The 23734-nt window shown below is 72.5% G+C and carries 14 protein-coding genes and 1 pseudogene; 11 read left to right on the plus strand and 4 right to left on the minus strand.

Going from position 1 to position 23734, the window contains the following annotated elements; genetic code table 11:
* Positions 1–14 precede the first annotated feature (14 nt).
* The gene (locus tag ACIRJT_RS21405; protein ID WP_403911564.1) at positions 15–1325 is read right to left on the minus strand and encodes a hydrolytic protein; all 1311 of its coding nucleotides are present in this window, start codon (positions 1323–1325) and stop codon (positions 15–17) included.
* 239 nt (positions 1326–1564) lie between these two features.
* Between ACIRJT_RS21405 and ACIRJT_RS21410 the strand changes: the two genes are divergently transcribed.
* Positions 1565–2302 (plus strand): LuxR C-terminal-related transcriptional regulator, encoded by a 738-nt coding sequence (locus tag ACIRJT_RS21410; protein ID WP_403911390.1) that lies wholly within the window; start codon positions 1565–1567, stop codon positions 2300–2302.
* A 158-nt stretch (positions 2303–2460) separates the two neighbouring features.
* Here the strand turns inward: ACIRJT_RS21410 and ACIRJT_RS21415 are convergent, their stop codons facing one another.
* Positions 2461–3960 carry an esterase/lipase family protein gene (locus tag ACIRJT_RS21415; RefSeq protein ID WP_403911392.1) on the minus strand — a complete coding sequence of 500 codons (1500 nt, stop codon included), beginning with the start codon at positions 3958–3960 and terminating at the stop codon, positions 2461–2463.
* Positions 3961–3978: 18 nt separating this feature from the next.
* Between ACIRJT_RS21415 and ACIRJT_RS21420 the strand changes: the two genes are divergently transcribed.
* The 7 genes from ACIRJT_RS21420 to ACIRJT_RS21450 all read left to right on the plus strand — a co-directional run bounded on the left by ACIRJT_RS21420 (position 3979) and on the right by ACIRJT_RS21450 (position 16491).
* On the plus strand, positions 3979–6084 hold the full coding sequence (locus ACIRJT_RS21420; RefSeq protein ID WP_403911394.1) for an AAA family ATPase: 2106 nt from the start codon (positions 3979–3981) through the stop codon (positions 6082–6084).
* On the plus strand, positions 6081–8399 hold the full coding sequence (locus tag ACIRJT_RS21425) for a WD40 repeat domain-containing protein (protein WP_403911396.1): 2319 nt from the start codon (positions 6081–6083) through the stop codon (positions 8397–8399). Before ACIRJT_RS21420 ends, ACIRJT_RS21425 begins: the two co-directional genes overlap by 4 nt.
* Positions 8400–8555: 156 nt before the next feature.
* On the plus strand, positions 8556–9257 hold the full coding sequence (locus ACIRJT_RS21430; protein ID WP_403911398.1) for an RES domain-containing protein: 702 nt from the start codon (positions 8556–8558) through the stop codon (positions 9255–9257).
* A gap of 502 nt (positions 9258–9759) precedes the next feature.
* On the plus strand, positions 9760–10143 hold the full coding sequence (locus ACIRJT_RS21435) for an XRE family transcriptional regulator (protein WP_403911400.1): 384 nt from the start codon (positions 9760–9762) through the stop codon (positions 10141–10143).
* Between the two features lie 254 nt (positions 10144–10397).
* The gene (locus ACIRJT_RS21440; protein WP_403911402.1) at positions 10398–13670 is read left to right on the plus strand and encodes a hypothetical protein; all 3273 of its coding nucleotides are present in this window, start codon (positions 10398–10400) and stop codon (positions 13668–13670) included.
* Positions 13667–14371: a DUF4255 domain-containing protein gene (locus tag ACIRJT_RS21445; protein ID WP_403911403.1), complete on the plus strand. Its 705-nt coding sequence runs from the start codon at positions 13667–13669 to the stop codon at positions 14369–14371. The genes ACIRJT_RS21440 and ACIRJT_RS21445 overlap by 4 nt, the downstream gene beginning before the upstream one ends.
* Positions 14368–16491: an ATP-binding protein gene (locus tag ACIRJT_RS21450; RefSeq protein ID WP_403911405.1), complete on the plus strand. Its 2124-nt coding sequence runs from the start codon at positions 14368–14370 to the stop codon at positions 16489–16491. Before ACIRJT_RS21445 ends, ACIRJT_RS21450 begins: the two co-directional genes overlap by 4 nt.
* Positions 16492–16648: 157 nt before the next feature.
* On the opposite strand, the pseudogene ACIRJT_RS21455 reads toward ACIRJT_RS21450, so the two are convergent.
* Positions 16649–17895, minus strand: a pseudogene (locus ACIRJT_RS21455) (HAD-IC family P-type ATPase); the annotation flags it as partial.
* A 224-nt stretch (positions 17896–18119) separates the two neighbouring features.
* On the opposite strand from ACIRJT_RS21455, the gene ACIRJT_RS21460 reads away from it, so the two are divergent.
* The 3 genes from ACIRJT_RS21460 to ACIRJT_RS21470 all read left to right on the plus strand — a co-directional run bounded on the left by ACIRJT_RS21460 (position 18120) and on the right by ACIRJT_RS21470 (position 21900).
* Positions 18120–18338, plus strand: coding sequence for a hypothetical protein (locus ACIRJT_RS21460; protein WP_403911406.1), 219 nt, complete (start codon positions 18120–18122; stop codon positions 18336–18338).
* A 669-nt stretch (positions 18339–19007) separates the two neighbouring features.
* Entirely contained in the window at positions 19008–19358 is a 351-nt protein-coding gene (locus ACIRJT_RS21465) for a hypothetical protein (RefSeq protein WP_403911408.1), read from the plus strand.
* 37 nt (positions 19359–19395) lie between these two features.
* Entirely contained in the window at positions 19396–21900 is a 2505-nt protein-coding gene (locus ACIRJT_RS21470) for a M48 family metalloprotease (RefSeq protein WP_403911410.1), read from the plus strand.
* Positions 21901–22270: 370 nt separating this feature from the next.
* Here the strand turns inward: ACIRJT_RS21470 and ACIRJT_RS21475 are convergent, their stop codons facing one another.
* Positions 22271–23656 carry an L-serine ammonia-lyase gene (locus ACIRJT_RS21475; protein ID WP_215103184.1) on the minus strand — a complete coding sequence of 462 codons (1386 nt, stop codon included), beginning with the start codon at positions 23654–23656 and terminating at the stop codon, positions 22271–22273.
* Positions 23657–23734: the final 78 nt, after the last annotated feature.

Raw genomic sequence — 23734 nt, forward strand, 5'->3', positions numbered from 1 at the left:
CGGCGTCGCTGTTTCTATCGTGCGAGATCGCTCAGTTCGCCGCTGACATTCAGAACCTGATGGCACCCGGAAGCCTGCGTACCGGTGGCCGGAGTGCCGGGCTTGGCACAGGTGACGGAAGCGGTGACGGTGGCGTTCTCCGGAACCTGAATGGGGGTGACCCAGTGATAGTCCTGGTTGCGGAAGGTTTCCAGCGCGATCGTCGTGATCTTGTTCTCTCCGAAGGAGATCGTCACGATGCCCTCGTCCCCCTGGAAGTTCGCCACCACGATGTCGGTGACGCCGAACACCTTCCCGGCCGGAACCTTGTAGACGCCCTCCTTCGAGCTTCCCGCCGCGGTCTTCACGTCGATGGTCCTGGAGTGCTGTGCACCGCCACCGGGACCGCTCCCGCCGGAGCCCCCGCCTCCGCCGGAGCCGCCCGGTCCGGAGCCGCCCGGTCCGGACCCGCCCGTACCGGGGCCCGTCCCATCCGGACCGGCGCCCTCTCCCTGGCCTCCTGCCGGGTTCTCCGCGCTGCCGGGCGGCGTCGACCCCTGCTCCTTGCCCCGCTCGTTCTCCTTCTGCGCGGCCTTCGTTCCCGCCTGCTCGGCCGTACTCTTCACCGCGGGCCGCACCAGGGCGAACCACGCGAGCAGCAGGGCCAGCAGCGCCGCCAGCACGATCAGCAGCCACTTGGGAAGCACCGGTATCTGGGCGAACTCCCCGGGCAGCGGCTCGGGGCCACCGGGCTGCTCGTCCTCGGCCTCCCCCTCGGCGCCCTCGGTCGCCCGGACCTCGAACGGCCAGGTGACGGGCTCGCCGAACCAGATCAGCTTCAGGGCCCGGACCTTCAGCCGGACCTCCGCCGACTCCCCGGGCTCCAGCCGCTTCCGGTCCGGCGTGAAGGCCAGCCGCAGATCCTCCCCCGCCTGCCTGCCCGCGAGGGCCACATCGACCGGGGTGTTCCCCCGGTTCTGCACCGCGGCGCCGAAGCGGGCACCCAGCCAGCCCCGGCGGCGGCGCGGTTCCAGCTCCGTGCGGAGCTCGTGGAAGGGCTCCACGGTCACCGTGCCCTCGGGGACCACCACCGACTCGGGCCGCTCCACGGGCAGAACCCGTACGGCCAGGGGGGTTTCGCCCGCCCGGACCTCGTGGGAGCGCGGCGGGGCGAACTTCAGGGTCACCGTCTCGGAGGTGCCCGGGTACAGCGACACACGTGCCGGCTCGACGGTGCTCCAGGCAGCGCAGTCGCCGACCACTTCGAGGGTGTAGGCCTCGACGATGTCGCCGTCGTTGCGCACGGTCAGGGTGGTCGTCGCGGTACCGCCAGGCGACACCGTCACCGTGGGGCTTTCGAGTTCGGCAGATGTGGTCACTCTGCGACGGTAGGCCGCCCGCACCACCCGGCAGCAGAGACGCGAGGGCAAAGAGCGGGCAGGGGTGGTGCCCCGCGGGCCCCCCGGCACGGTGTCCCCCTGCCCCCTCCGCGGGCCCGCGCGCCCTGCGCGCCGAACGGTGGGGGCGACACGAGCACCAGCAGGCATATCGGGCTGAAGTACCTGAGGAAGACGGGCACGGAACGATGACGACGATCACGGACACGACGAACAGCACGGCGAGCGGCACGGCGACGCGCGGGCACTACCGCAGGCCCGACGCGGCGCACCGCCGTACGGCCGGCTCCGGGGGAGCGCCCGGAGGCAGGGTCTCCGTGGCGGTGTACGCGGAGGACCTGATCCTGCAGACCGGCATGATCCACCAACTGCGCGTGCGGCCCGAGATAGAACTGCTGCCGGAGGCCGAGGCGGACCGGGCACAGGTCTCCCTGGTCGTGGTGGACATGGTGGACGATCCCACCGTCCAGCTCCTGCACCGCCTCCAGCGCAATACCTCCACCCGCACCGGGCTGGTCGTCGGGTTCTTCGAGTCGGGCGCCCTCCAGACGATGATCGAGTGCGGGGTCGCCGCCGTCCTCCGGCGCGGTGAGGCCGACCAGGACCGGCTCGTCCACCTGGTGCGGGCGATGGCCAACGGCGAAGGCGTCCTGCCGGGCGATCTGCTCGGCAAACTCCTCGACCACGTCAGCTCCCTCCAGCGGACGGTGCTCGACCCCCGGGGGCTCACGCTCTCCACCCTCACCGTGCGCGAGGCGGAGATGATCCGGCTGGTCTCGGAGGGCTGCGACACCGCGGAGATCGCGCAGAAGACCTCGTACTCCGAACGCACCGTCAAGAACGTGCTGCACGAGGTCGCGACCCGGCTCGAACTGCGCAACCGCGCCCACGCGGTGGGCTACGCGATGCGACACGGGCTGATCTGAGGGCCGGGCCCGTCGCCCCCGTCCGGACCCGTCGCCCCCCGTCCGGGCCGGGAAGCCCCGCGTCGGGCGGGAAGGCGGCCGCCCCTCCCCCGGACGCCCCTCCCTCTGGCCGCCCCGCCCCCGCGCGGCCCCGACCCGCGGGGCCGGCCCGGCCCCTGTCAGCGCTCCGGCGGCCGTGTGCCGTCGGGGCCCGCGAACACCAGCTGCGTCAGCGGCGAGGGCAGCCGGTCGGCCTCCACCACGACGCGGTACAGCCCGGCCTCGGGGAGTTCCACGTCGGCCGTCAGCGCGTCGCCGTCCTCCGCGTACGGACGGGCCCGGCGGCGGACGGACCCGTCGACCGAGGCCACCGTGCAGTCGATCCCGGACGGGTCGTCGGTCCCGGTGATCCGGAGCGACCAGGCCGCCCCCGGCGTCACGTAGTCCGGGACCGTCAGGCCGACGCCCTCGTCGGCCTGGTCCGGGCCGAGGTCGTCCTCCTCCAGGAGGAAGTCGACGACCGCGTGCCGGGCCGCCCGGCCGCTCGCCAGCGCACCGTGCTGGAGCGCGATCGGGACCGCCCCGCCCTTCACGGAGGCCGAATCCCGGTGGACCGTACCGTCCCCCCGGGCGCCGAAGCGGAGAGCCACCCCGTTCCCGTCACGCCTCAACTCACCGTTGCGGTGGGTGCGGAAGCAGTACTCGGACGCCAGGACCTCGCCGTTCTCCAGCCGGAGGGACTGCACCGTGTCCTGGTGCACTCCGGCGACCGGCCGGTGGCGGGGCAGCTCGTGCCCGGCCAGCCGGTCGAAGAACTCCCCGGACGTCTTGGCGAGTTCCTCGTCACCGCCGAGCGCGCCGACGTCCGACGGGGTGAGCCGGCGCGCCCCGGCGCCCTCCTCCAGGCAGACGAACCGGGGCAGCAGGTCATGGACGCCCGGCATCGCGGCGGCCAGGGCAGCGAGCCTGCGGTGCGGCAGCGGCAGCGGCGCGCCCTGCGCCGCGTTGAGGATGTTCGCCGCGACCACGGAGCCCCTGAACGGCGTCCCCAGCGTCATGACTCCCCGGGTGTCGGCCGCCAGGTCGTCGTCGAAGCCCAGAGTGAGCGCCGCATGCGTGACGAGCCCGCCCATGGAGTGGGCGACGAAGACGAGGCGCCCCTCGCGCTCGTCGAGCGCCCGGCGGCGGGCCGCGGTGTGGGCCCGGTGCCCGCGCCACCGCTCCAGATGCTTGCGCGCCTGTGCCGCGAGGAGCCGGGCGTTGACCTCGACCGGCAGCCGCCAGTCATAGGGGAACGGCAGCACCGCGTCGGGATGGGCGACGGTCTCCTCGATCGCCCGGGTCAGCTTGTGGTACGGCTCGATGCCCCGTACGAACGGAATCCACACCGGGGTCCGCAGGAGCCTGCGCGGCTGGATCCGCCCGTACTCCCCGGCCTTCTCCTCCGCCGTCAGATGCAGCGGGGCGAGACCGTCCCGGGTCAGCCAGGCCTTGGCGAGCCACTGCGGATGCGCCAGCCCCCAGAGCACCTTCCCGGTGACGGTGTCGTACAGCTCGCTCCCCATGATGCCGGGCACGATCACGACCGCGTCGTGCGTGACGGCCGGAGTCACCTCCGGAAGAAGACGGGGGGTGCTGCCGGGACTGCGGCCCGGATTCGTCTGCGGCGGCTTCGTCATGCCTGGAAGACTAGAGAGATGCGTAACACGGTGGGGGAGTTAGGGCGGAATCAGGCCGCCGAGCAGAACGGGGCGGAGCGGACCCTGCTCACGCTGGCCGTACGCGACTACGGCGACGGCGACGAGAGCTTCACCGCGGGCATCGACGAACAGCTGGACGTCGTCGCCGAGTGGTGGTCCTCGCCGGTCGCCTCCGCCGGGTTCCACCAGATCCCCGCCCCGACCGTGACCGAACGCGCGCACGTCGAGGACTTCCTCCGCGAGCACCGGGTACGGGAGATGACGGGCGAGGCGCTGGTCCTGTTCATCACCGGCCACGGCGTGGCGGGCTCCCGGACACACTTCCTGGAGCTGCCCGACTCCGAGAAGGGACGCCACCTCAACACCTCCATCCGCACCACGGACCTCATCACCGCGGCACTCGACTCCCACGCCAGGAACGTCCTGGTCATCGTCAACACCTGTTACGCCGGAAAGATCAGCGGCGAGATCGACGAACTGGTCGAGGACATCCGCGCCGACCGGCGCAACAGCTGCCAGCTCGACGTCCTCGTCACCTGCGGACACGACCGGCCCGTCCAGGTCAGGCGGTTCTCCACGCTGCTGCGCGACGCGTTCGAACGGCTCCGCACCACCGCGGGCATCACCACCCCCCACCTCCGCGTCGTCGACCTCATGTCGGAGTTCGAACGGGGCCTGGACCCGGCGGACCGCAAGAAGCACCGGCTCCACCGGGTGGTCGACGGCAGCGGCGTCCTCGCCCCCACCCCCTGCATCCCCAACCCCGGATACCGCCGGGTGCGCGAACTGACCGGCGCGGACGGGCGGCACGCGGGCACACCGGCCGGCGACTACTGGCTCGACCGGGCCACGGGCCGCACCCAGGACCAGGACCCCGGCTGGTACTTCCGGGGCCGTGAGGACCTCAACCGCAGCATCGCGGCCTTCCTCAGCCCGGCCCGCACCCGCGGGGTCCTGCTCGTCACCGGCAGCGCGGGCAGCGGCAAGTCCGCCGTGCTCGCCCGGGCCGTCGTCCTGAGCGACCCCGCGTTCCGCGACGACCCCCTCTGCAAGACGGCGCTCGACCTGTCCGCGCCCGACACCGTCCCCGCGGCCGAATCCATCACCGGGGCGGTCCTGGCCCGGCACCGGGGCGCGGCGCAGCTGGCCCACGACATCCTCGAAGCCCTGGGGGAGACGCCCCGGCGGATCCGGTCGACCGAGGACCCGGTCGTCGAGGCGGCCCAGCAGATCCTCGCCGCGCTCCGGGGCCGCGAGGAAGCGGTCACCCTCGTCATCGACGGTCTCGACGAGGCGGACGAACGGCAGCGCATCATCGAGGACGTGCTGGCGCCGCTCAACGAGTTCTGCGCGCCGCGGCTGGACCAGGTCCCCGTACCGCGGCTCGACGGCGAGCCGTTCGCCGCCCCGGAACCCGGCCTGCGGCTGCTGATCGGAGTGCGTTCCAGCCGCCCGCTCAGCGAACCGTCCGGGGAACTGCCCGAGGAGGAGCAGGGACACAACGAAGCGCTGAAGGCCTTCTTCCCGACGGCCGAGGAGCAGCGTACGGACGACGAGGCCAGCGAGAAGGACATCGCCGCGTATCTGCACGCCCTCATCTGCGAGGGCGGCGGGCACCGCGAGTCGGCCGAGGAGGCGGCCCGGCTGGTCGCACCCGTCGTCTGGCCCTCCTTCATCGACGCGCGCATCGCCGGGGAACAGCTCCGCTCCGCCGAGGACCCCGCCGCCGTCGCCCGGCAGCCGGAGTGGCAGCGGATGCTGAACAACGGCACGGAAGGACTCCTCAAGCGCGACCTCGTGCTGGTCGAGGGCGACGGGCTCCCCTCCGAGGTGGCGCTCGCCCTGCTGCGCGCGTCCGCCTTCGCCGGGGGCGCGGGCATCCCCTGGTCCACCATCTGGCCGCAGATGGCCCGGGTGCTGCTCGGCCGGCCCCTGGCGGACTGGGACGCGATGATCGCGAAGCTGCTCAAGAGCCGGCTCAACGGCTATCTGGCCCACGACCACGAGGACGACCGGCGGGTCTACCGGCCCGCCCACGAAACACTGGCCGAGGCCCTGCGCGACGTCGGCACGGACTGGCTCGACCGGGGCGGGGCGGCATGAGCGGGCCCGCCGGCGGCGACCGGCACGCGGAGATCCACCGCCGACTGGCCGCCGCCCTCGCCGAACTCGTCCCCGACGACCCCAGCATCCCGCCCCACCCCTATCTGCGGCGGCACCTGGCCCAGCACGCCGCGCAGGGCCGCGTCCTGGACGACACCCACGTGCCGCCCGCCCTGCTGCCCTGGGAGTCGAGTTCCGGGCTCGGCCGCCTGCTGGCGGGAGAGGGGGACCGGCCGGCCCAGCAGCAGTGGCTCCAGGCCTGGGCCACTCTGGAGCCCTACTCCCGTGATCTCAGCCCGCTGTCCCGGCTGACCAGCCTGCACCTGGCGCACCACGCCGCGATGTCACGGGACACGCCGTCGCCCCGGCCGGGCACCCCGAAGACGCCGTTCGACCGCTCGCCCGTCACGCCGCTGTGGAGCGACTGCGCGAGCCCGGACAACGTGTGGGCGCTCAACGACGCCGACGTCGTCTCCCTGACGTCGACCCTCCCGCGCCGACGGGCGCCCCACCAGGCCCTGCTGGTCACCGGGGACGACCACGGCGTCGTACGCGTCCTGAGGCGCGACGGCTCCGCGTCCGCGCCGCCGATCACCCTGCACGAAGGGGCCGTCGCCCACCTGTTGACCCTGCCCGAGGGGATCGTCGCCACCGGAAGCACCGACGGCGCCGTCGCGATACTCGACGCCTCCCGCGGCCGCCCGATCGGTCCGGTCGCGCGACGCGCCGGGGCCTGGGTCACCTCGCTCACGCTCCACCGGCCGCAGGCCGGGGCCCCCGTCCTCCTCGCCGCCTGGAGCGACGGCCACCTCGCCGCGTTCAACACGGCGACCCTGCACCGGGCCGACGTCCCGCTGCCCTCGCCGGCCCCCGCGGCGGCCCTCCTGAGCGGCACGACACGGCCGGACGGCGGACCGCTGCTCATCGCCCGGCACGACACCGTCGCCGACTTCGACGGCGGCGCCACCCGGATCCGCTCCCGTCATCCCGCGCCCGTCCGCACCCTGGTCGCACTGGCGGAGCCCGGGAGTTACGCGGTGGGCGACGCCGACGGCAACCTCTCCGTGCACAGCGCCGGTTCCACCCCCCGTACGCGCTCGGTCCGGGCCACGACGGTCGGCGCGGTCACCTCCCTGGCCGTCGTCACCGTCGAGGGCCGCGAGACCCTCGCCTCCGGTGGCGCCGACGGCACCGTCCGCCTCTGGCGGCCCGAGAGCCTGGAACCCGTCGGTGAGCCCCTGCAAGCGCACGCCGAGGCGGTCACCGCCCTCACCGCCCTGCCCGAACGCTCCGGAGCCCGCCTGATCACCGCCGGATCCGATCGCACGATCCGCAACTGGCCCTTGGCCGGCGCCACGTTCCTCCACGGGCGGGCCAGGTGGAACCGCGTCACCGCCAGCGCGCTGTCACCCGGACCCGCGCATCTCCTCGCGGCGACCGAGGGCACCACCACGCTCGTCCGCGACATCGGCACCGGCGAGAAGCGGCCCGTCATCGACGACGAGCCGGTCACCGCCCTCGCCTGGGCCCGTCCGCACCACCGCCTGATGCTGGCCGCCGCTCTCAGCGACAACAGCATCGCGCTCCACACCCTCGGCCCCGGCGACGACCGCACGCCGCCGCCGCGGCTGCGCGGGCACCACTCACCCGCGCTCACCCTGCTCGCGCTGCCCGGCGGCGACGGTCCGGCCCTGCTGGCCAGCGGCAGCGCGGACGGAACCGTACGGCTGTGGGACCTGGACCGGCACCGCGGTGTGGCCGTCTTCGACGACCACCGGTTCAGCGTCCGCTGCCTGGCCTCCACCCGTACCGACGACGGCGTCCTCCTCGCGTCCGGCGGCAGTGACGGAAACCTCCGCGTCTGGGACGTCGCCGCCCTCGCCCAGCGCGGTCCGACGATCCGGTGCGGCCAGAACATCGTCAACGACGTGGCCTTCGCCCGCCCGCGGGGCGGGGCCGGACTCCGGATGGTCACCGCCGGGCAGAACGGCACGCTCAGGCTCTGGGACCCCGACGCGGCCTCCGGCCACCTCGCCGAATTCGCCCCCGGCGACGGGGAACTGAACGCCGTGACCGCCTTCCGGGTCCACGGCGGGCGCGTGGTCTTCGCCGCCGCCGGGGCCACCGGCATCCACCTGTGGGACGCGGTCGCCGACCGGCTGCTCCTGCAGATCGTCACGGGCCACGCCGTCAGCGCCCTCCGCACGGCCCCGCAGCCGGAAGGGGAGCCGTCCACCGTGCTCCTAGCGACCGGAGAGGCGGGAACCATGATCTTCCGTGTCCACCACGACCGTCTCCGGCCCGACCGTCCGTGACGCCCATGTGCGCCGTCCGCGCGCCGACGTGCTCCGCCGATGCGCCCGCCGACGGGGCATGACGGGCCGACAAGCGCGGGGTGCGTACGCCACAATGATCAGCCGCGAGCCGGGACCACACGGGCACGCCTTCACCGCTATCGCCATCGAGGACTCATGACCGCTGTCTTAGACCCGGACGCCGTTCCTCCGGTCGCGCTCGCGCTCCCCCCGGACCGGGGCGTCTGGCGGCTCGGAAAGTCGACCGATCCGCTGAAGTTCAACCGGATCGAACCCGAGACCATCGAGGGATCGTCGGCGGGCCGCTTCAGCCTCTTCACCTACGGCATGCTCTACTGCGCGTCCGAACAGGCCGGCTGCTACGCGGAGGCCCTGGCCCATTTCCGGGTCCAGCCGAAGATGCGCGAACTCCTCGCCGACGAGCCCGTGGCGGCCGGCCGGATGAAGCTCGGCCATCTCGCGTCCAGCTGGCGCGACACCCACATCCTCGTCCGGCTGAAGCTGGCGCCCGACGCCCGGTTCCTGGACGTCGACGCGGACGCCACCCGTGAAGTGCTCCGCAGGGAACTGCGGCACGAGTTCGAGGCGTGGGGCATCGAAGGCCCGCTGAGCGAGGAACACATCCACGGACGGGACCGCCGGGTCGCCCGGCAGATCGCCGCCTGGACCGTGGCCCAGCGCAACGCCGAAGGACACCGGCTGGCCCAGGGCATCGCCTACCGGTCGGGGTACGGCGGACGCCGCTGCTGGGCCGTTCTCAGCGGCACCGAGTACGTCGAGGCCGAACGCCGCCCGATCCTCGCCGAATCCGTCGAACTGAAGGAAGTGGCCCGGGAGTACGGCCTCACCGTCCGGTGATCCGCGCCCCGGTGGGGCCGACTGGCGGTGCTCCATGTCCCCCGATCCGGTGTTCCGCTCGGGGCACTCCTTCGCACGGGTGCTCCAACAACATGAAGGCTTTTCGGAAACACGCAGCTCAGAGGAGTGCGCAGTAAAAGGAGGAGGGATTTACCACTCTTTCCAGGTGGGAAAACTATGGAGTAAGTGACAGGTAAACGGGTACCCTTTCCTCAGTATCAGAGGGGGGAAGCCGTGTTGACCCAGACTGCCGGCCACTTACGCCTGCCGATCGCCGCGCCCGACCGCGGATGCGGGGCGATCCCTACGTCCCACCACACCGGTCACCTCCTCCGGCCCGAAGATGCGCCCGAAGCGATCACGGGAACCCCGCGCATATCGCGGACCCCGTCGCCCCTGCCTGACGAACGGCAGCGCCACGCGGCCCCTTCCCGTCATCGCGCCTCCGGCGCACGCATCCTCGGCTGACGCCTCACAGCGAGCGAGAGGAAACGAGGAGACCATGCAGACCATGCGAGAGACCGCCGCCGAGGCCCGCGCACACCGGGACACGACGGAGAGGACCATCGCGGACATCGCGCGCTTTTTGCAGGACAACTTCAGCCAGCGCGTCACCGCGCACGTCGCCGGCATCGAGGACGCCAAGCAGGTCGGCAAGTGGTGCAAGGCGCTCAACGCCCCGCGCTACGAGGCCGAAGTGCGCCTGCGCACCGCCTACCAGATCTTCAAGCTCATCGAGGAGGGCGAGAACCCTCACACCGCCCGCGCCTGGATGATCGGGATGAACCCCCAGCTGGAGGACGAGTCGCCCCTGCAGGCCATCGCCGACGGGCACTTCAAGGACGTGATGGCCGCGGCCCGTTCCTACCTCCAGGGCGACCTCTGACGCCCCCGCCCACCCGAGCAGCGCCACCGCCGCCGGCCTGACGGACCTCCGTCGGCCGGCGGAGCCGTTGTGCGGCCCGCCCGGCGCCCTGCCGAGGCCCTCCCATCGGGGCGGTGCCCCGGACACCGGGGCGCCCGCCGCCGCAAAGGGCAGCGATCCCTTCCCCCGTCCCGGGTACTCGCGGCCTGTCCTTCGCCCCCGCGCGGAGGCGAAGCTGGCCGGTGGAGAGTCATCGACAGACTGTGAGGTGGGCCGTGACCGGCACTGCTGGCCCGGCAAAGCATTCCCGGCTGGGCCGACTGACCGGTGCGGTGGTGCTGTTGGCACCGCTGCTGCTGGTCGGCTCGGCCGCCGCCCCCCACGGGGCCGCCGAGGCCGTCGCCGCCGTGGCGGACGCCGAACCGCTCCAGGCGGGGCGCGTCGCCTTCGCCGGCACCGAACACCGCAGCCTGGGGCAGGCCAACGGCGAGGACACCACCGACCCGCTGTTCGGCGACGGCCCCACCCACTACGACCAGGACCCCTCCGCCCGCGGCGACGTCCTGGTCTTCACCAGCCTGCGGGACAGCGCCCGGCCCCAGCTGTACGTCCGCGACGCCGACGGATCGGTGCGCAGGCTCACCACCGACAAGGACGCGGCCCACCCCGAACTCTCCCCGGACGGCCGGACCGTCGTCTTCGACTCGGCGGAGCCCGGACCCGGCGGCACGGTCCAGCGCGACCTGTGGTCGATCGGTGTCGACGGCTCGGACCTGCGCCGGCTCAGCGACACCCCGGACAACGAGGAGTCCCCGACCTGGTCCCCGGACGGCACGCGGATCGCGTACGCCTGCGACGGCGACACCCTGCGGGGATGGCAGATATTCGAGCAGGCCGTCGCCGGCGGCCCCCGGACCCGGATCAGCGACGGACCGGCGGGCGACGCCACCGAGCCGTCCTGGAACCCGGTGGACGACGACGCCCGCCGGGGCCTCGTCGCGTACACCCTCACCACGAACCCCGACCCGAACGTCGACGACGGCACCGAACTGCGGGCCACCCAGGGCCTGGGGACCGACCGCCCGCTGCTGGCCGGCGCGCATGCCGAGTGGGGCACCCGCTCGGCCTCCTGGCTGCCCGACGGCGACGACATCGTCTTCCTCAGCCCGTACCACACCTGCGGCTGCGACGACTTCGACCACGTCTACCGGGTGACCGCGTTCCAGGACGAGCCGCCGAAGCAACTGGTCAACGAGAACCGCCAGGTGGGCCCGCCCACCTGGTTCGCCCCGGCCGGGACCGTCGTCGTCCCCCGGATCACCCCGGACCCCGAGACCGTCAAGAAGCCGGACGAGCTGCTGGCCGCCGCGCAGATCGTGACGCTCCAGGACGTCCGGCAGGACGGCTCCGACCCCCGCGACCTGGGCCTCACCATCCTGAAGGAGGACCCTGAGGCCCGCACGAACACCGACCACACCAGGAACCCCCTGTTCCGGCCGGGGCCCGGGTACGACCCGTGGCACGAGCGGCAGAACTACACGCCCAATGGCCGGCACATCGTCGTCACCCGCTTCGAGGACGGCGCCGCCGGGCGGATCGAACGGATCTGGATGGCCGACGCCGACGGCACGAACGCGGAGGTGCTACAGCTCGACGGGCGCGGCCCCGAGGACTGGGACACCGACCCCACCTTCTCGCCGGACGGCACCAAGCTCGCGTTCACCCGGACCTCGCCGGGCGGCGTCGGGGACGACGCGGGTCCGAGCCGCATCCTCATCGCCGACGTCGCCACCGGCGCGATCCTCGACGAGGTCCGGCCGCCCGAGGGACAGCAGACGGGCGACGACGCCCAGCCGACCTGGTCCTCCGACGGCCTCAACCTCGCCTTCACCCGCAGCCAGGTCATCAACGGAAACGGCGGCAACAAGCACATCTGGGTCGTGCCGGTCGCGAACCTCGACCGGCAGCGGGACCTGAGCGCCACCATCTGCCCCGGCGACTGCGACGTCATCGACGACAGCCCCGCGTTCTCGCCGGACGGCACGAAGGTGGCCTTCAACCGCAAGGACGGCGGCGGCCGGTCCAACCATCAGGCCGGGGTGCTCATCAAACCCCTGCGCGGCGGCGGCTGCCGGGTCGTGCTGCCCTCCGTCCAGAAGGACAACCCCGACGGCTGCGACCTGCCGATCCCCGACACCTCCGTGACCGGCCCCCACCAGCCCCGTGACGTGGCCTGGTCCCCGGACGGCGGCAAGCTCCTGTTCACCTCGCGCCGCGCGTTCCCGGCGAACTCCATGGAGCAGCTCTCCGTACTCGACATCGGCTCCGGCGATGTGGCCCCCCTGGACAACACGCACAACGGACGGCAGAAGGAGCCCGCCTACCAGCAGTCGGTCGACCTGTCGCTGACCGCACCGCCCACCGGGGACCCGGTGGAGGTCGGCTCGTCCACCGAGGTGCCGATCACCGTCACCAACCGCGGCCCCTCGCCCTCGCCCGGCACCCTCCTCACCGTCGACGCCCCGCCCGGCGTACGACTGGAGGAGTTGACCACCGACGCCGGGAGCTGCGCCGCCGGTACGCCCCAATGCGACCTCGGCATCGTCCCGCCCGGGACCGACGTGACGATCACGGCGCGGCTGACCGGCGTGACCACCGGCGACCAGCGGATCAACTGGTCCGTCACCGGAGCCGTCCTCGACCCCAACCCCACGGACAACGCCACCGGAACGATCGTCCCGGTCGAGGAGGTGCCGCCGCCGCCGCCGACGCCCACACCCACACCCACCCCGACCCCCACTCCCACGACGCCGACCCCGACCCCGACGACGCCCACCCCCACCCCGCCGACGACGACCACGCCGCCCCCGCCGCCGGCCCCCGCACCGCCGCCGCCCGCGCCCGAGGCCGGACCCGGCGTCACCGTGCGGGCCCAGCCCAGCCCCGGCTACGTCGGCGGCAAGGTCGTGGTGACGTACACCGTGCGCAACGGCAGGAACGCGCTCGCCACCGGACTCCGGCTGAAGCTCGGACTGCCCGGAGGCATCCCCGCCGGACCGCTCCCCGCGGGCTGCGCCGGCGGCGCCTGCACGCTCCCCGACCTCGCGCCCGGCGCGTCCACGGTCATCAGCGTCGTCCTGTCGCCCGACAAGGCCCTCCGGACGACGATCACCGCACAGCTCACCACCACGGGCACCGACGCCGGCCTTCGCGACAACGTCTCCCGGATCCCGCTGCGCATCCTCCAGCCCCGCATCATCGCGGTGCCCGCCATCGGCAAGCCCGGCTTCGTCACCTCCGTACGGGGCAAGGACTTCCCGCCCGGCGCGCCCGTCACCCTCAGCTGGAAGCCCGGGATCACCGCGGCGGCGGCCCCGACCCGGCCGCTGGGCGACGGCACCTTCATCGCCCAGCTCCTCATCCTGGCCAAGGACCGGACCGGGCCGCGCACGATCACCGCGAAGGGCCCCGGCTTCAGCCCCGTGAAGACCGACTTCCTCGTGGTGCTCGGCACCATCACCCCGCCGGACGAGGTGATCCGCCGATGATCCACGAAGTCGACGAGGGGCTGCGGCTGCTGCTGGTCGAGGCCGGTCTGGAGGACAGCGGCGTCGACCTGGTCTTCGACGCCCCGACGAAGGACTGGTCCGCGCGCCGCAACGCACCGACCATCAGCGTCTTCCTGCACGGCATCCGTGAGGACGCGGGCAGGCGGCGCACCGGCACGGCCGAGACGCACGACGAGGAGGGCGTGGTCACCGGCTGGCGGACCCCGCCGCGCTGGTTCGAGCTGACCTATCTGGTCACCGCCTGGACCAACCGTCCGCAGGACGAACACCGCCTGCTCTCCGAGGTGTTGAGAGCCCTCGTCCGCTCCGACGTGCTGCCCGCCCGGATGCACACCGGAAGCCTCGCCGAACTCGGCCTGACCGTGGAGCTGGAGGCGGCGGGGCCCGGAACCGGCGGACCGTCGGCCTCGGACGTCTGGTCCGCGCTCGGCGGCGAGCTGAAGGCCGCCATCGACCTGCGGGTCGTCGCCCCACTGGCCGGGGAACGCACCCCCGCGGGCCCGCCCGTCACCGAAGGACTCGTGATGAAGGCAGCACCCCACCTGGACGGCGACGACGGCGGCCCCGGCCGGCGCCTGCGCTACGACGGAGCATCCGACCCGGGCGGGCAGGGCTTCGCCGCGCCCCGTGAACGGCGGTTGCCGCCCGGCCGGCGCAAGCGGGGGAACGCCGCACGATGACCCTGGCACCACAACAGCTCCACGGTCACGGCCCCATGACCGGCGTCGAGGAACTCTGGGAGCGGCTCGGCCGCGTCGAGCAGCGGGTCCGGGAGGCCGTCGCGGCACGCCGGGCCGTCGACCCGGACCCCGAGGACCCCTACCGGGGGCAGTACCTCACCCCCGAGGGCGCCGCACGGATCCTTGAGACCCGCGACGCGTTCACGCCCGTACCGGCGTACGAGGACGGGGCTTGGCCGGACGCCCCGGCCGGGAGCCGGCTCGGCCGACTGGCAGAAGGCTTCGGTCTCGCCCCGCTGGACGTCGAACTCCTGCTGGTCGCCATGGCCCCGGACATCGACACCCGGTTCGAGCGGCTCTACGGCTACCTCAACGACGACCTCACCCGCCGCCGGCCCACCATCGGCCTGGCCCTGGAACTCTGCGGGCTGCCCGCAGCGGGCTCCGGCCGCTTCCGCTTCTCGCCGTCCGCCCCGCTCGTCGCGGGCGGACTGCTGGAGATCGCGGACGGCGAGCGTCCGCTGCTCTCCCGCACCCTGCGCGTACCGGACCGGGTCACCGCGCATCTCCTCGGCGACGACGAGACCGACGGCCGGCTGCGCGGCCTCGTCCAGGAGGCCGTGCACCCCGGGGACCCGGACGAGCGCCCCGAGGTCTCCCGGATCGCGGCGGCCCTCGGCACGGGCAGCGGCCTGGTGCACCTGCTCGACCGGGGCGGCGACCCGCGCGGCCTCGCGGTCGAGGCGCTGGCCACCGTCGGCCGGCGCCCGCTGGTCCTCGACATCGCGGCGCTCGCCGCCGCCTCCGAACCGGCCCCGCTCGTAGTGGCCCTGGCGACCGAGGCCCGTCTCGGCCGCGCCGGGGTGATCCTCGGCCCGCTCGAAACGCTCGCCCCCGAACGCCCCGAGGGGGCCCGGGTGCTCGGCTCCCTGTGCGCGGCGCTCGGCTCCACGCCCCTGATCGCGTACGGGAAGAAGAACTGGGATCCGCTGTGGACGGCGGAGAGCCCGGTGCCCGTCACCGCCCCGCCCCCCGGCCCCGACGGCGCCGGGCGCCAGTGGCGGCGCGCGCTCGCCGACGCGGGCCGGACGGTCGGCCTGCCCGCCGCCCACGCCTGCGCCGACGACGCCCTCATCGAGTCCGCCGCCGCCTACCGGCTCGACTCCGGCCAACTGCGCAGGGCGGCGACCGTCGCGTCCCGGCTGGCCGTTCTCGGGCAGCGGCCGGTGACGCCGGAGGACCTGCGGACGGCGGTCCGCGCCCAGAACGGCGCGGGCCTGGAACGGCTCGCCCGCCGCATCGAGCCCGCGGTCGGCTGGGACGACCTGGTGCTGCCCCCGGCGACCCGCACCCAGCTCGGCGAACTCGCCCTGCGCGCCCGCCACCGCGAGACGGTGCTCGGACAGTGGCGGATGCGGCCGGGCGGCGGCCGGGGGCGGGGCGTCATCGCCCTGTTCGCCGGTGAGTCCGGCACCGGCAAGACCATGTCCGCCGAGGTGATCGCCGCCGAACTGGGCATGGAACTCTACGTCGTTGACCTGTCCACGGTGGTGGACAAGTACATCGGGGAGACCGAGAAGAACCTGGAGCGGATCTTCGTGGAGGCGTCCGACGTCAACGGCATCCTCCTGTTCGACGAGGCCGACGCGATCTTCGGCAAGCGGTCCCAGGTCAAGGACGCGCACGACAAGCACGCCAACGTGGAGTCGGCCTACCTCCTCCAGCGCATGGAGTCCTTCGACGGCATCGCCGTGCTCACCACCAATCTGCGGGCCAACCTCGACGAGGCGTTCACCCGCCGCCTCGACGTGATCGCCGAGTTCCCGATGCCCGACGCCCGGCAGCGCCTGGCCCTGTGGGACCGCTGTCTGGGCCCGGCGGTCCCGCGCGACGCGGCGCTCGACCTGGAGTTCTGCGCGGACCGCTTCGAGCTGGCCGGCGGGTCGATCCGTGCCTGCGCGGTGACCGCCGCCTACCTCGCGGCCGAGTCGGGGGCCCCGCTGACCATGGACCAACTGGTCACGGCGGTGCTCCAGGAGTACCGCAAGCTCGGACGGCTGGTGCTGGAGAGCGAGTTCGGTCCGTGGCTGGCGAAGGAGCGGGCGCGCGGCGGGCGGTAGCGGGCACCGGTCTCCGTCGCGGCGTCAGCGTTCGTGCCCCGGTCCGCCGCGAGCGAGGGCGGCCCGGTCCCAGGCGGCCTCGCGCAGGAGGCGCAGGCCGTTGAGGCCGACGATGACCGTGGAGCCCTCGTGCCCGGCGACGCCCAGCGGCAGGGGGAGGGTGCCGAACAGGTCCCAGGCGACCAGAACGGCGGCCGTCGATGGCCGCGGTGACGCCGGCCCCGGGGGAGGAGGTGAATCCGGTCGCCTCGGCGAGGACGAGGACGAGGACGAGGACGAGGCCGCGTGTCCGGGCGGCCCGGACGACGGCGCGGGCGAGGGGTGCTCGCTGGGGCGCTCGGCCGCCGCCGCCAACGCCAGCAGCCGGTCCTCGTCCAGGCCCGACGCGGGCAGGGGGAGCATGTCGGTGACCCGCGGAGTGCCCTCGGTCAGGGTGCCGGTCTTGTCCAGGGCCACCGCGTCGACCCGCCCCAGGCGCTCCATCACGACCGCGACTTGGCGAGCACGCCGTGGCGGCCCGCGTTGGCGATCGCGGAGAGCAGCGGCGGCATGGTCGACAGGACCACCGCGCACGGCGAGGCGACGATCATGAACGTCATTCCGCGCAGCAACGCCGACCGGAGATCATCGCCGAAGGCCAGCGGGACGCAGAAGACGGCCAGGGTGGCGATGACCATGCCGATCGAGTACCTCTGTTCGATCTTCTCGATGAACAACTGGGTCGGCGCCTTGGTCCCGGACGCCTCCTCGACCATCTTCACGATCCGGGCGATCACCGAGTCCGCCGGATCCCGCTCGACACGCACCCGCAGAGCACCGGTGCCGGCGAACACCTCGTCCCCCGCCTGCTTGGCCACCGGCAGCGGCTCGCCGGTGATCGTGGCCTGAGCGACGTCGCTGGCCCCGTCCAGTACGTGCCCGTCCGCGCCGACCCGCTCACCGGGGCGCACCAGGACGACGTCCCCCCACCAGCAGGCGTCCGGCGTCCACCGTCTCCTCGGTGCCGTCCGCGCGAAGCCGGGTCGCGACGTCGGGGGCGAGATCGAGCAGGCCGCGCACGGAATCCGCGGTGCGGGCGGTCGCGACCGCTTCCAGGGCGCCGGAGGTGGCGAAGACGTCGATCAGCAGAGCGCCGTCCAGGACCTGCCCGATGGCGGCCGCGCCGAGTGCCGCCACGACCATCAGCAGGTCCACGTCCAGCGTCTTCTCGCGCAGGGCCTTGAGGCCTTCCCACCCCGGCTCCCAGCCGCCGGTGACGTAGGTGGCGGCGAACAGCGGACCCCACGCCCACACCGGAGCACCCGGCAGATACACGGGAAGCGCCAGCAGGAACAGCAGCAGGGAAGCCAGCGCCCACCGGGCCTCCGGCAGCGCCAGGAGGCGTGTACGCCGCCTGGGCGGCACCGGGCGCGGAGCCCCCGGGCCCGCCCTCGCCGACTGATCCCGTCGCGAGCGGTGCGTGGACTTTCGGACAATCCCGGCCGATCTTCTGTCCCTGCCTGTCGGGGCCGCCCTTCTCTCCTATGCTCTACATGTCTGTAGAGCTGGATGGGGCGGTGCGGAAGTCCGCGCGGCTCCCGCGGTACGCGCGCGCTTCGTGGGGAGCGCGGAACGAGGAGGGTACGGACGTGGCTTCGATCGATCTGGGCAAGGTGCTGGACAAGGCGTGGGCGGAGAAGAGCGTGCCCGAGGTACTGGCGGCGCCGGTGTCGGCGCTCAAGGGAGTCTCGGACCGGCAGGGTGCCCTCCTTGAGGAGGCCTTCGGCGTCAAGACCGTGGCCGACCTCGCGGACCTGAAGTACGTCGGCTGGGCGCAGGCCCTGGCCGCACTGGACGCGGCGAAGTAGCGCCTCCGCGGGCGAGCGGTGCCGCGGACGGGGCCCGTGGCACCGCGCTCGTACGGGAATCGGAGACCGCGGGGTGGCGAGGAGACCTCGACCTCGGCACGCGTCCCGCCGCTGCCCCGGTGTCCTGGGCCTGAAGTCATGGCGTCAAGTTGCTGTGGTTCCAGGATGTCGCTTTCGGGGCGCCCTTGCGTCGAGTTCGTGTTGACCGCTGACGAGCGTGACCAGCTGGTGCGCTGGTCGCGGGAGCCGTAGTCAGCGGCGGCCCCGGAAGTGGATGACGTGTTGATGGGGCAGACCGCAGGTCACTGCGGGGCACCCCTTCCCCTCAAGGGAGTTGCCCCCACGCTTCCTGGTCGAGGGCTCAGGTAGATCTTGTGATGACGGCGGCGCCAGGACGCGGCCCGCGCTACCCTCGCGATGGGTGTGACGACGGTCACTGGGGCGACGCCGTGGCGTACGGGGACGGGGCAGAGGGCGATGACATCGGTAGCACGAGCCATGCGGAATACGTCCGGCGTGGATGAGTTGGCCCGTGGCGTGGTGCAGCGCATCGCACCAGACGAGATTCCTCGATTTCCCTCTGTAGCCAGGACGTTCCACGCGGCCTCAGGGCGTCAAGTGCGCCGGGCGGCCCGGCGGAACGAGCCGCTCGGCATTGGCGCTGATGGTGTGACGACCATGCTGAGCCTGGCGGTGCTGTACATCGTCGCCAAGCTGGCCGACTCCGTGCTCGAAGAGGTTGCCACTTCCTTGACCGGCCGCATGCGTGCGTGGGCAGGGCGAGTCTTCCGGCGCGGTAGCCCGTCCCTGGAGGGGGAAGCGGAGTGGGCGCCGGGACCTGAACAGCTGGCGACCATCCGGACGGTCGCGGGCAGTGAGGCTCGTAGGCTGGGACTGACGGCCGAACAGGCCGAGTTGGTCGCCGCCGGAATCGTCGCAGAGCTGGCGACACGCACGGCTACCACCGGTACGAACCCAGCCCGCACGGCCGACGGCGACGGCGGTGATGAGCGCGGCTGACCTTCCTGGCACGTCGCGGAACCGTTCGCCTGCGTCGTTGGTCTCCGGGACGACACTCCGCTTCGTTCTGCTCGCGGCCATCCCCTCGGCGTTCATGATGTCCCTGGCCGACAATGTGGCGGATGTCTTCCAGCCCGTCAGCGACGCCGCCGTGGCGGCGTACGAGAGGTGCCAGACCGAGCAGTACCGCCAGATCGGGAAGGTGAACTGGGCAAACGTCGACCAGCCGTCTGCACTACCCGAGTGCGGCAGCCCGCCACACAACTTCGCGGGATGGTCGCTGGTTGCTCTGGTGATGTTCTGGGTGGCGATGGGCCTGGCCGTGTGGTGGCTGCCGGCCTGGCGCATCCGGCGCCGCCGGTATGAGGAGATCGGCCGCGTCGTACCGTCGAGAATCGCGTCGGACGGGGCGCTCCCGGGCGGTGGGGACCTGCTGGCGCTACTGGCCCGGCTCCAGCTCGGCACCGACGTCGCGGTCCCCGTGACGTACCTGCTCGACCCGCTTGACCCGCGCTGCTCGGCCCTTGCCTTCGGACGGCCGGGGCGTCGGTTCATTGTGCTCTCCGGCGGCCTGGAGACTCTGTCGCGGCGTGACCCGGTGGCCTTTCGCGTGGTACTGCTGCACGAGCTGGCGCATATTCACAACCGCGACCTCGACAGGGGATTCCTCACCATTGTGATGTGGCGCTTCTTCATGCCGCTGCTGGTGTTCAACATCCTGACGAACCCCCTTCTTGTCCCTGGGTTCCTGGGGGCCACCCCGGACAGTGCTCTCCTCGCCTATGCGTTCGCCGGCTCGGCCTTGCAGATCGTCCTCGCCGTGATGGCTCCGCTGCTGCGCAACTCGGTTCTGCGTAGCCGTGAGTTGTTCGCGGACGCGCAGGTGTACCGGTGGGGTGTGGACGTGGCGCACACGGACGCGATGCTCGCGACGTACTTTCCGAGCAGCCGGAGGCGGTGGCCGGAGGTGCTGCGCGTGCACCCGTCGCCTCAGCGCCGTCGTGCCGTATTGCACGACAGCCGTCTGCTGGGGACTACGAGTGTGTGGGACTGGGGTGCGGTGGGGTTGGGCGCGGTGATCCTCCACTGGAGCGTGCTGGGGTCGTGGCCGGGCGGCTCGCTCATTGTCCAGGGAGTGGGGATCGCGGCAGCTGGGGTCTTCATCACGGTCGCCGTAGGGGCGGCGACGTGGCAGGACACTGTACGAGAGGGGGCTCCCCAGTCGCGGGTTCCGGGTCGTCGTGCGGTCGGCGTCGGCCTGGGGCTGGGCCTGGCGGTGGGTAGCAGTCTGGTTCCGACCACCGTCGCCGCGTTTTTCCATGGGGGCGACTCCGTGTGGGGACAGTTCTTTGCGTGGCTTCCCTTGATGCTGCTGTTCGCGTGGGCGGTTCGACGCTGGCTGGGTGCGGTGGTGGCTGCGTGGGCGGACGCGGTGGGCGCGCGGGAGGGGTGGGCGGCGAAGAGGGTGTTGTGGACGGTTCTGGGGGTGGCGTCCGTCCTGGTATCCGTTGGGCTGGCCTATCTCAGCCTGGGGCGCTGGGTTGCGACGTACATGCCGATGCTTGGCGGTGAAGCTGGAGCACTCAGCGGCTTCGCAACCCTTGTCGCACTGCCTGTGCTGTTCGCGCTCTTCCCTGCTCTGGCTCTCCCGATGCTGCTCGCGGGGGCTGTGCTGCTGCTCGCCGGGTCGGGTTCGGCGAATCTCGGACAGGCTCTCCGCAAGGGACTGTGGTGCGGGCTGGTGGCCGCCGTGCCGGCTGTCTGCCTCACCGTGTACGGCGCCAGGGCGGGCATGGTCATCGCCGTCGTCATGCTGGTGCAGGTCGGCTGCGCGGTAGGTGTGGCCCGCACTACGGATCGCCGAGGTCACCCGCTCCCCGTGGCCGCCGCCATAGTCGCGGCCTTCGCCGCCGGTGTCGTGGGCAACCTGAGCTGCCTGGCGGTCGGGGCCCGGTACAGCGTTGCCCTCGGCGTCACCCTCGGCGTCATCCTCGGCAGCGTGTCAGCCGCGGTCGCGCTGGGAATTCGGCGCCGCCGGGCCCAGAGGGCCGGTGCTGGGCGCCCGCGCATACACAAACCGTCGGCGGCCAACGGTCCGAGCCCGAGCCAGGGACCATGGAAGGTGACTTGGGGGCGCCGTAAGGGGCTGTGGTACGGCGTGGGGGCAGCTTTGACAGCTGTACTGCTCATGCCGTTCGGCTCGTTGCATGTCGTATGGGGTGTCGTCGTGCTGGCACAGGCCGTCTGCGCGACGCGTGTCGCCCTTACCGTGGGCCGGCAGCCGCGTCCCGTGGCTGCGGCTGCCTACGCCGCACTCGTCGCCGGACTCATCGGATATCTGGGCTTCTTTGCGACCTTGGCCGCAGTGACGCTGCCCAGCTTGGCGAGCACGAGGTCGGACTACAGCTGGGGCGCGATTGCTACGGGCCTCACCTTCGTGGTTGGCGTTGCTGTCGGGTTCGGCGTCGCCGCCGGCGGCGTGTCGGCCTCCGTTGCGCTGGGCGTTCATCGCCGCCGAGCTCAGCGATCCAGTGTCCAGTAGATGCCGCGTATGCGGTCGGCGGCACTGCGGTGACTGGCGGGATCCAGTGGTTCCGGTCCCGGTCGTTCGTGCCGGCTCGTGCGGAAGCAGCCGGCGACGGGCCTGGGAGCCGGTGTTCCGCGATCCACGTCCACCCGCGGTCTCGACCAGTGCCTGGAGCGCGTGCGGCGGTTGCGAGACCCCGACCGCCACGTCGGACGGCGCACGAAGTTGGTATCGCCGCTCCACCAGCGCGAGCAGATGTTCACTGACAGCCGCGCGAAGACGCGCTCCGGTGTACAGACGCCCTTGCCAGGGGCTTTCCGTCGAGTGGGCAGCGAAGGCCCTGACAACGCTGAAAGATGCGAACGCGCTGGTCAGGGCCGTCTGCCTAACACTCGATGATGTTCACCGCGAGCCCGCCCCGCGCCGTCTCCTTGTACTTCACGCTCATGTCGGCCCCGGTCTCCTTCATGGTCTTGATGACCTTGTCGAGGGAGACCTTGTGGCTGCCGTCGCCCCGCAGTGCCATCCGCGCCGCGGTGACCGCCTTCACCGCCGCCATGCCGTTGCGCTCGATGCAGGGGATCTGGACGAGGCCGCCGACCGGGTCGCAGGTCAGGCCCAGGTTGTGCTCCATGCCGATCTCGGCGGCGTTCTCCACCTGCTCGGGGGAGCCGCCGAGGACCTCGGCCAGGGCTCCGGCCGCCATCGAGCAGGCGGAGCCGACCTCGCCCTGGCAGCCGACCTCGGCGCCGGAGATCGAGGCGTTCTCCTTGAACAGCATGCCGATCGCACCGGCCGCCAGGAGGAAGCGCACCACGCTGTCCTCCTTCTCCGTCTCGGTGCAGCCGCCGGCCGCGAAGTTCATGTAGTAGTGCAGAACGGCGGGGATGATGCCCGCGGCGCCGTTGGTGGGGGCGGTGACCACGCGGCCGCCCGCCGCGTTCTCCTCGTTGACCGCCATGGCGTACAGAGTGATCCACTCCATCGCGTGGGCCTGCGGGTCGCCCTCGGCGCGCAGCTGGCGGGCCGAGTTCGCGGCGCGGCGGCGGACCTTGAGGCCGCCGGGGAGGATGCCCTCGCGGGACATGCCGCGCGAGACGCAGGCCTGCATGACGCGCCAGATGTCCAGCAGCCCGGAGCGGATCTCCGCCTCGGTGCGCCAGGCCAGTTCGTTCTCCAGCATCATCGAGGAGATCGAGAGACCGGTCTCCCGGGAGAGGCGCAGCAGCTCGTCGCCGGTACGGAAGGGGTGTTTGAGGACCGTGTCGTCCGGGACGATCGGGTTCTCCCCGGCCACCGCGTCCTCGTCGACGACGAAGCCGCCGCCGACCGAGTAGTACGTCTTCTCCAGGACCGGCGCGCCCTCGGTGTCGTACGCGAGGATCGTCATGCCGTTGGCGTGGTACGGGAGCGCCTTGCGGCGGTGCAGGACCAGGTCCTCGTCGAAGTCGAACGGGATCTCGTGCATGCCCAGCAGGTTGATCCTGCCGCTGCCGCGGATCTCCTCGACCCGGCCGTCGGCGGACTCCACGTCCACGGTCTGGGGCGACTCGCCCTCCAGTCCGAGCAGGACCGCCTTGGGCGTGCCGTGCCCGTGGCCGGTCGCGCCGAGGGAGCCGTACAGCTCGGCCCGTATCGAGGCGGTGTGCGCGAGCAGGCCCTCGTTCTTGAGGCGGCGCGCGAACATCCGGGCGGCCCGCATCGGGCCCACCGTGTGGGAGCTGGACGGGCCGATGCCGACCGAGAAGAGGTCGAAGACCGAGATGGCCACGGGAGAACTCCTTGAGGTTGGAAGACGCCGTTGTCTGCCTGGGTGGTGCGGGAACGGGCCAGGTGGTGCGGAACGGGC

It is taken from the genome of Streptomyces sp. NPDC102283 (assembly GCF_044766265.1).
Taxonomy (GTDB): domain Bacteria; phylum Actinomycetota; class Actinomycetes; order Streptomycetales; family Streptomycetaceae; genus Streptomyces.

Bases quoted from the DNA above. Each gene is read 5' to 3' on its own strand.
- ACIRJT_RS21450 (WP_403911405.1), top strand. From the start codon at position 14,368: ATGACCCTGGCACCACAACAGCTCCACGGTCACGGCCCCATGACCGGC.
- ACIRJT_RS21415 (WP_403911392.1), bottom strand. From the start codon at position 3,960: ATGACGAAGCCGCCGCAGACGAATCCGGGCCGCAGTCCCGGCAGCACC.
- ACIRJT_RS21445 (WP_403911403.1), top strand. From the start codon at position 13,667: ATGATCCACGAAGTCGACGAGGGGCTGCGGCTGCTGCTGGTCGAGGCC.
- ACIRJT_RS21410 (WP_403911390.1), top strand. From the start codon at position 1,565: ATGACGACGATCACGGACACGACGAACAGCACGGCGAGCGGCACGGCG.
- ACIRJT_RS21420 (WP_403911394.1), top strand. From the start codon at position 3,979: ATGCGTAACACGGTGGGGGAGTTAGGGCGGAATCAGGCCGCCGAGCAG.
- ACIRJT_RS21425 (WP_403911396.1), top strand. From the start codon at position 6,081: ATGAGCGGGCCCGCCGGCGGCGACCGGCACGCGGAGATCCACCGCCGA.
- ACIRJT_RS21435 (WP_403911400.1), top strand. From the start codon at position 9,760: ATGCAGACCATGCGAGAGACCGCCGCCGAGGCCCGCGCACACCGGGAC.
- ACIRJT_RS21430 (WP_403911398.1), top strand. From the start codon at position 8,556: ATGACCGCTGTCTTAGACCCGGACGCCGTTCCTCCGGTCGCGCTCGCG.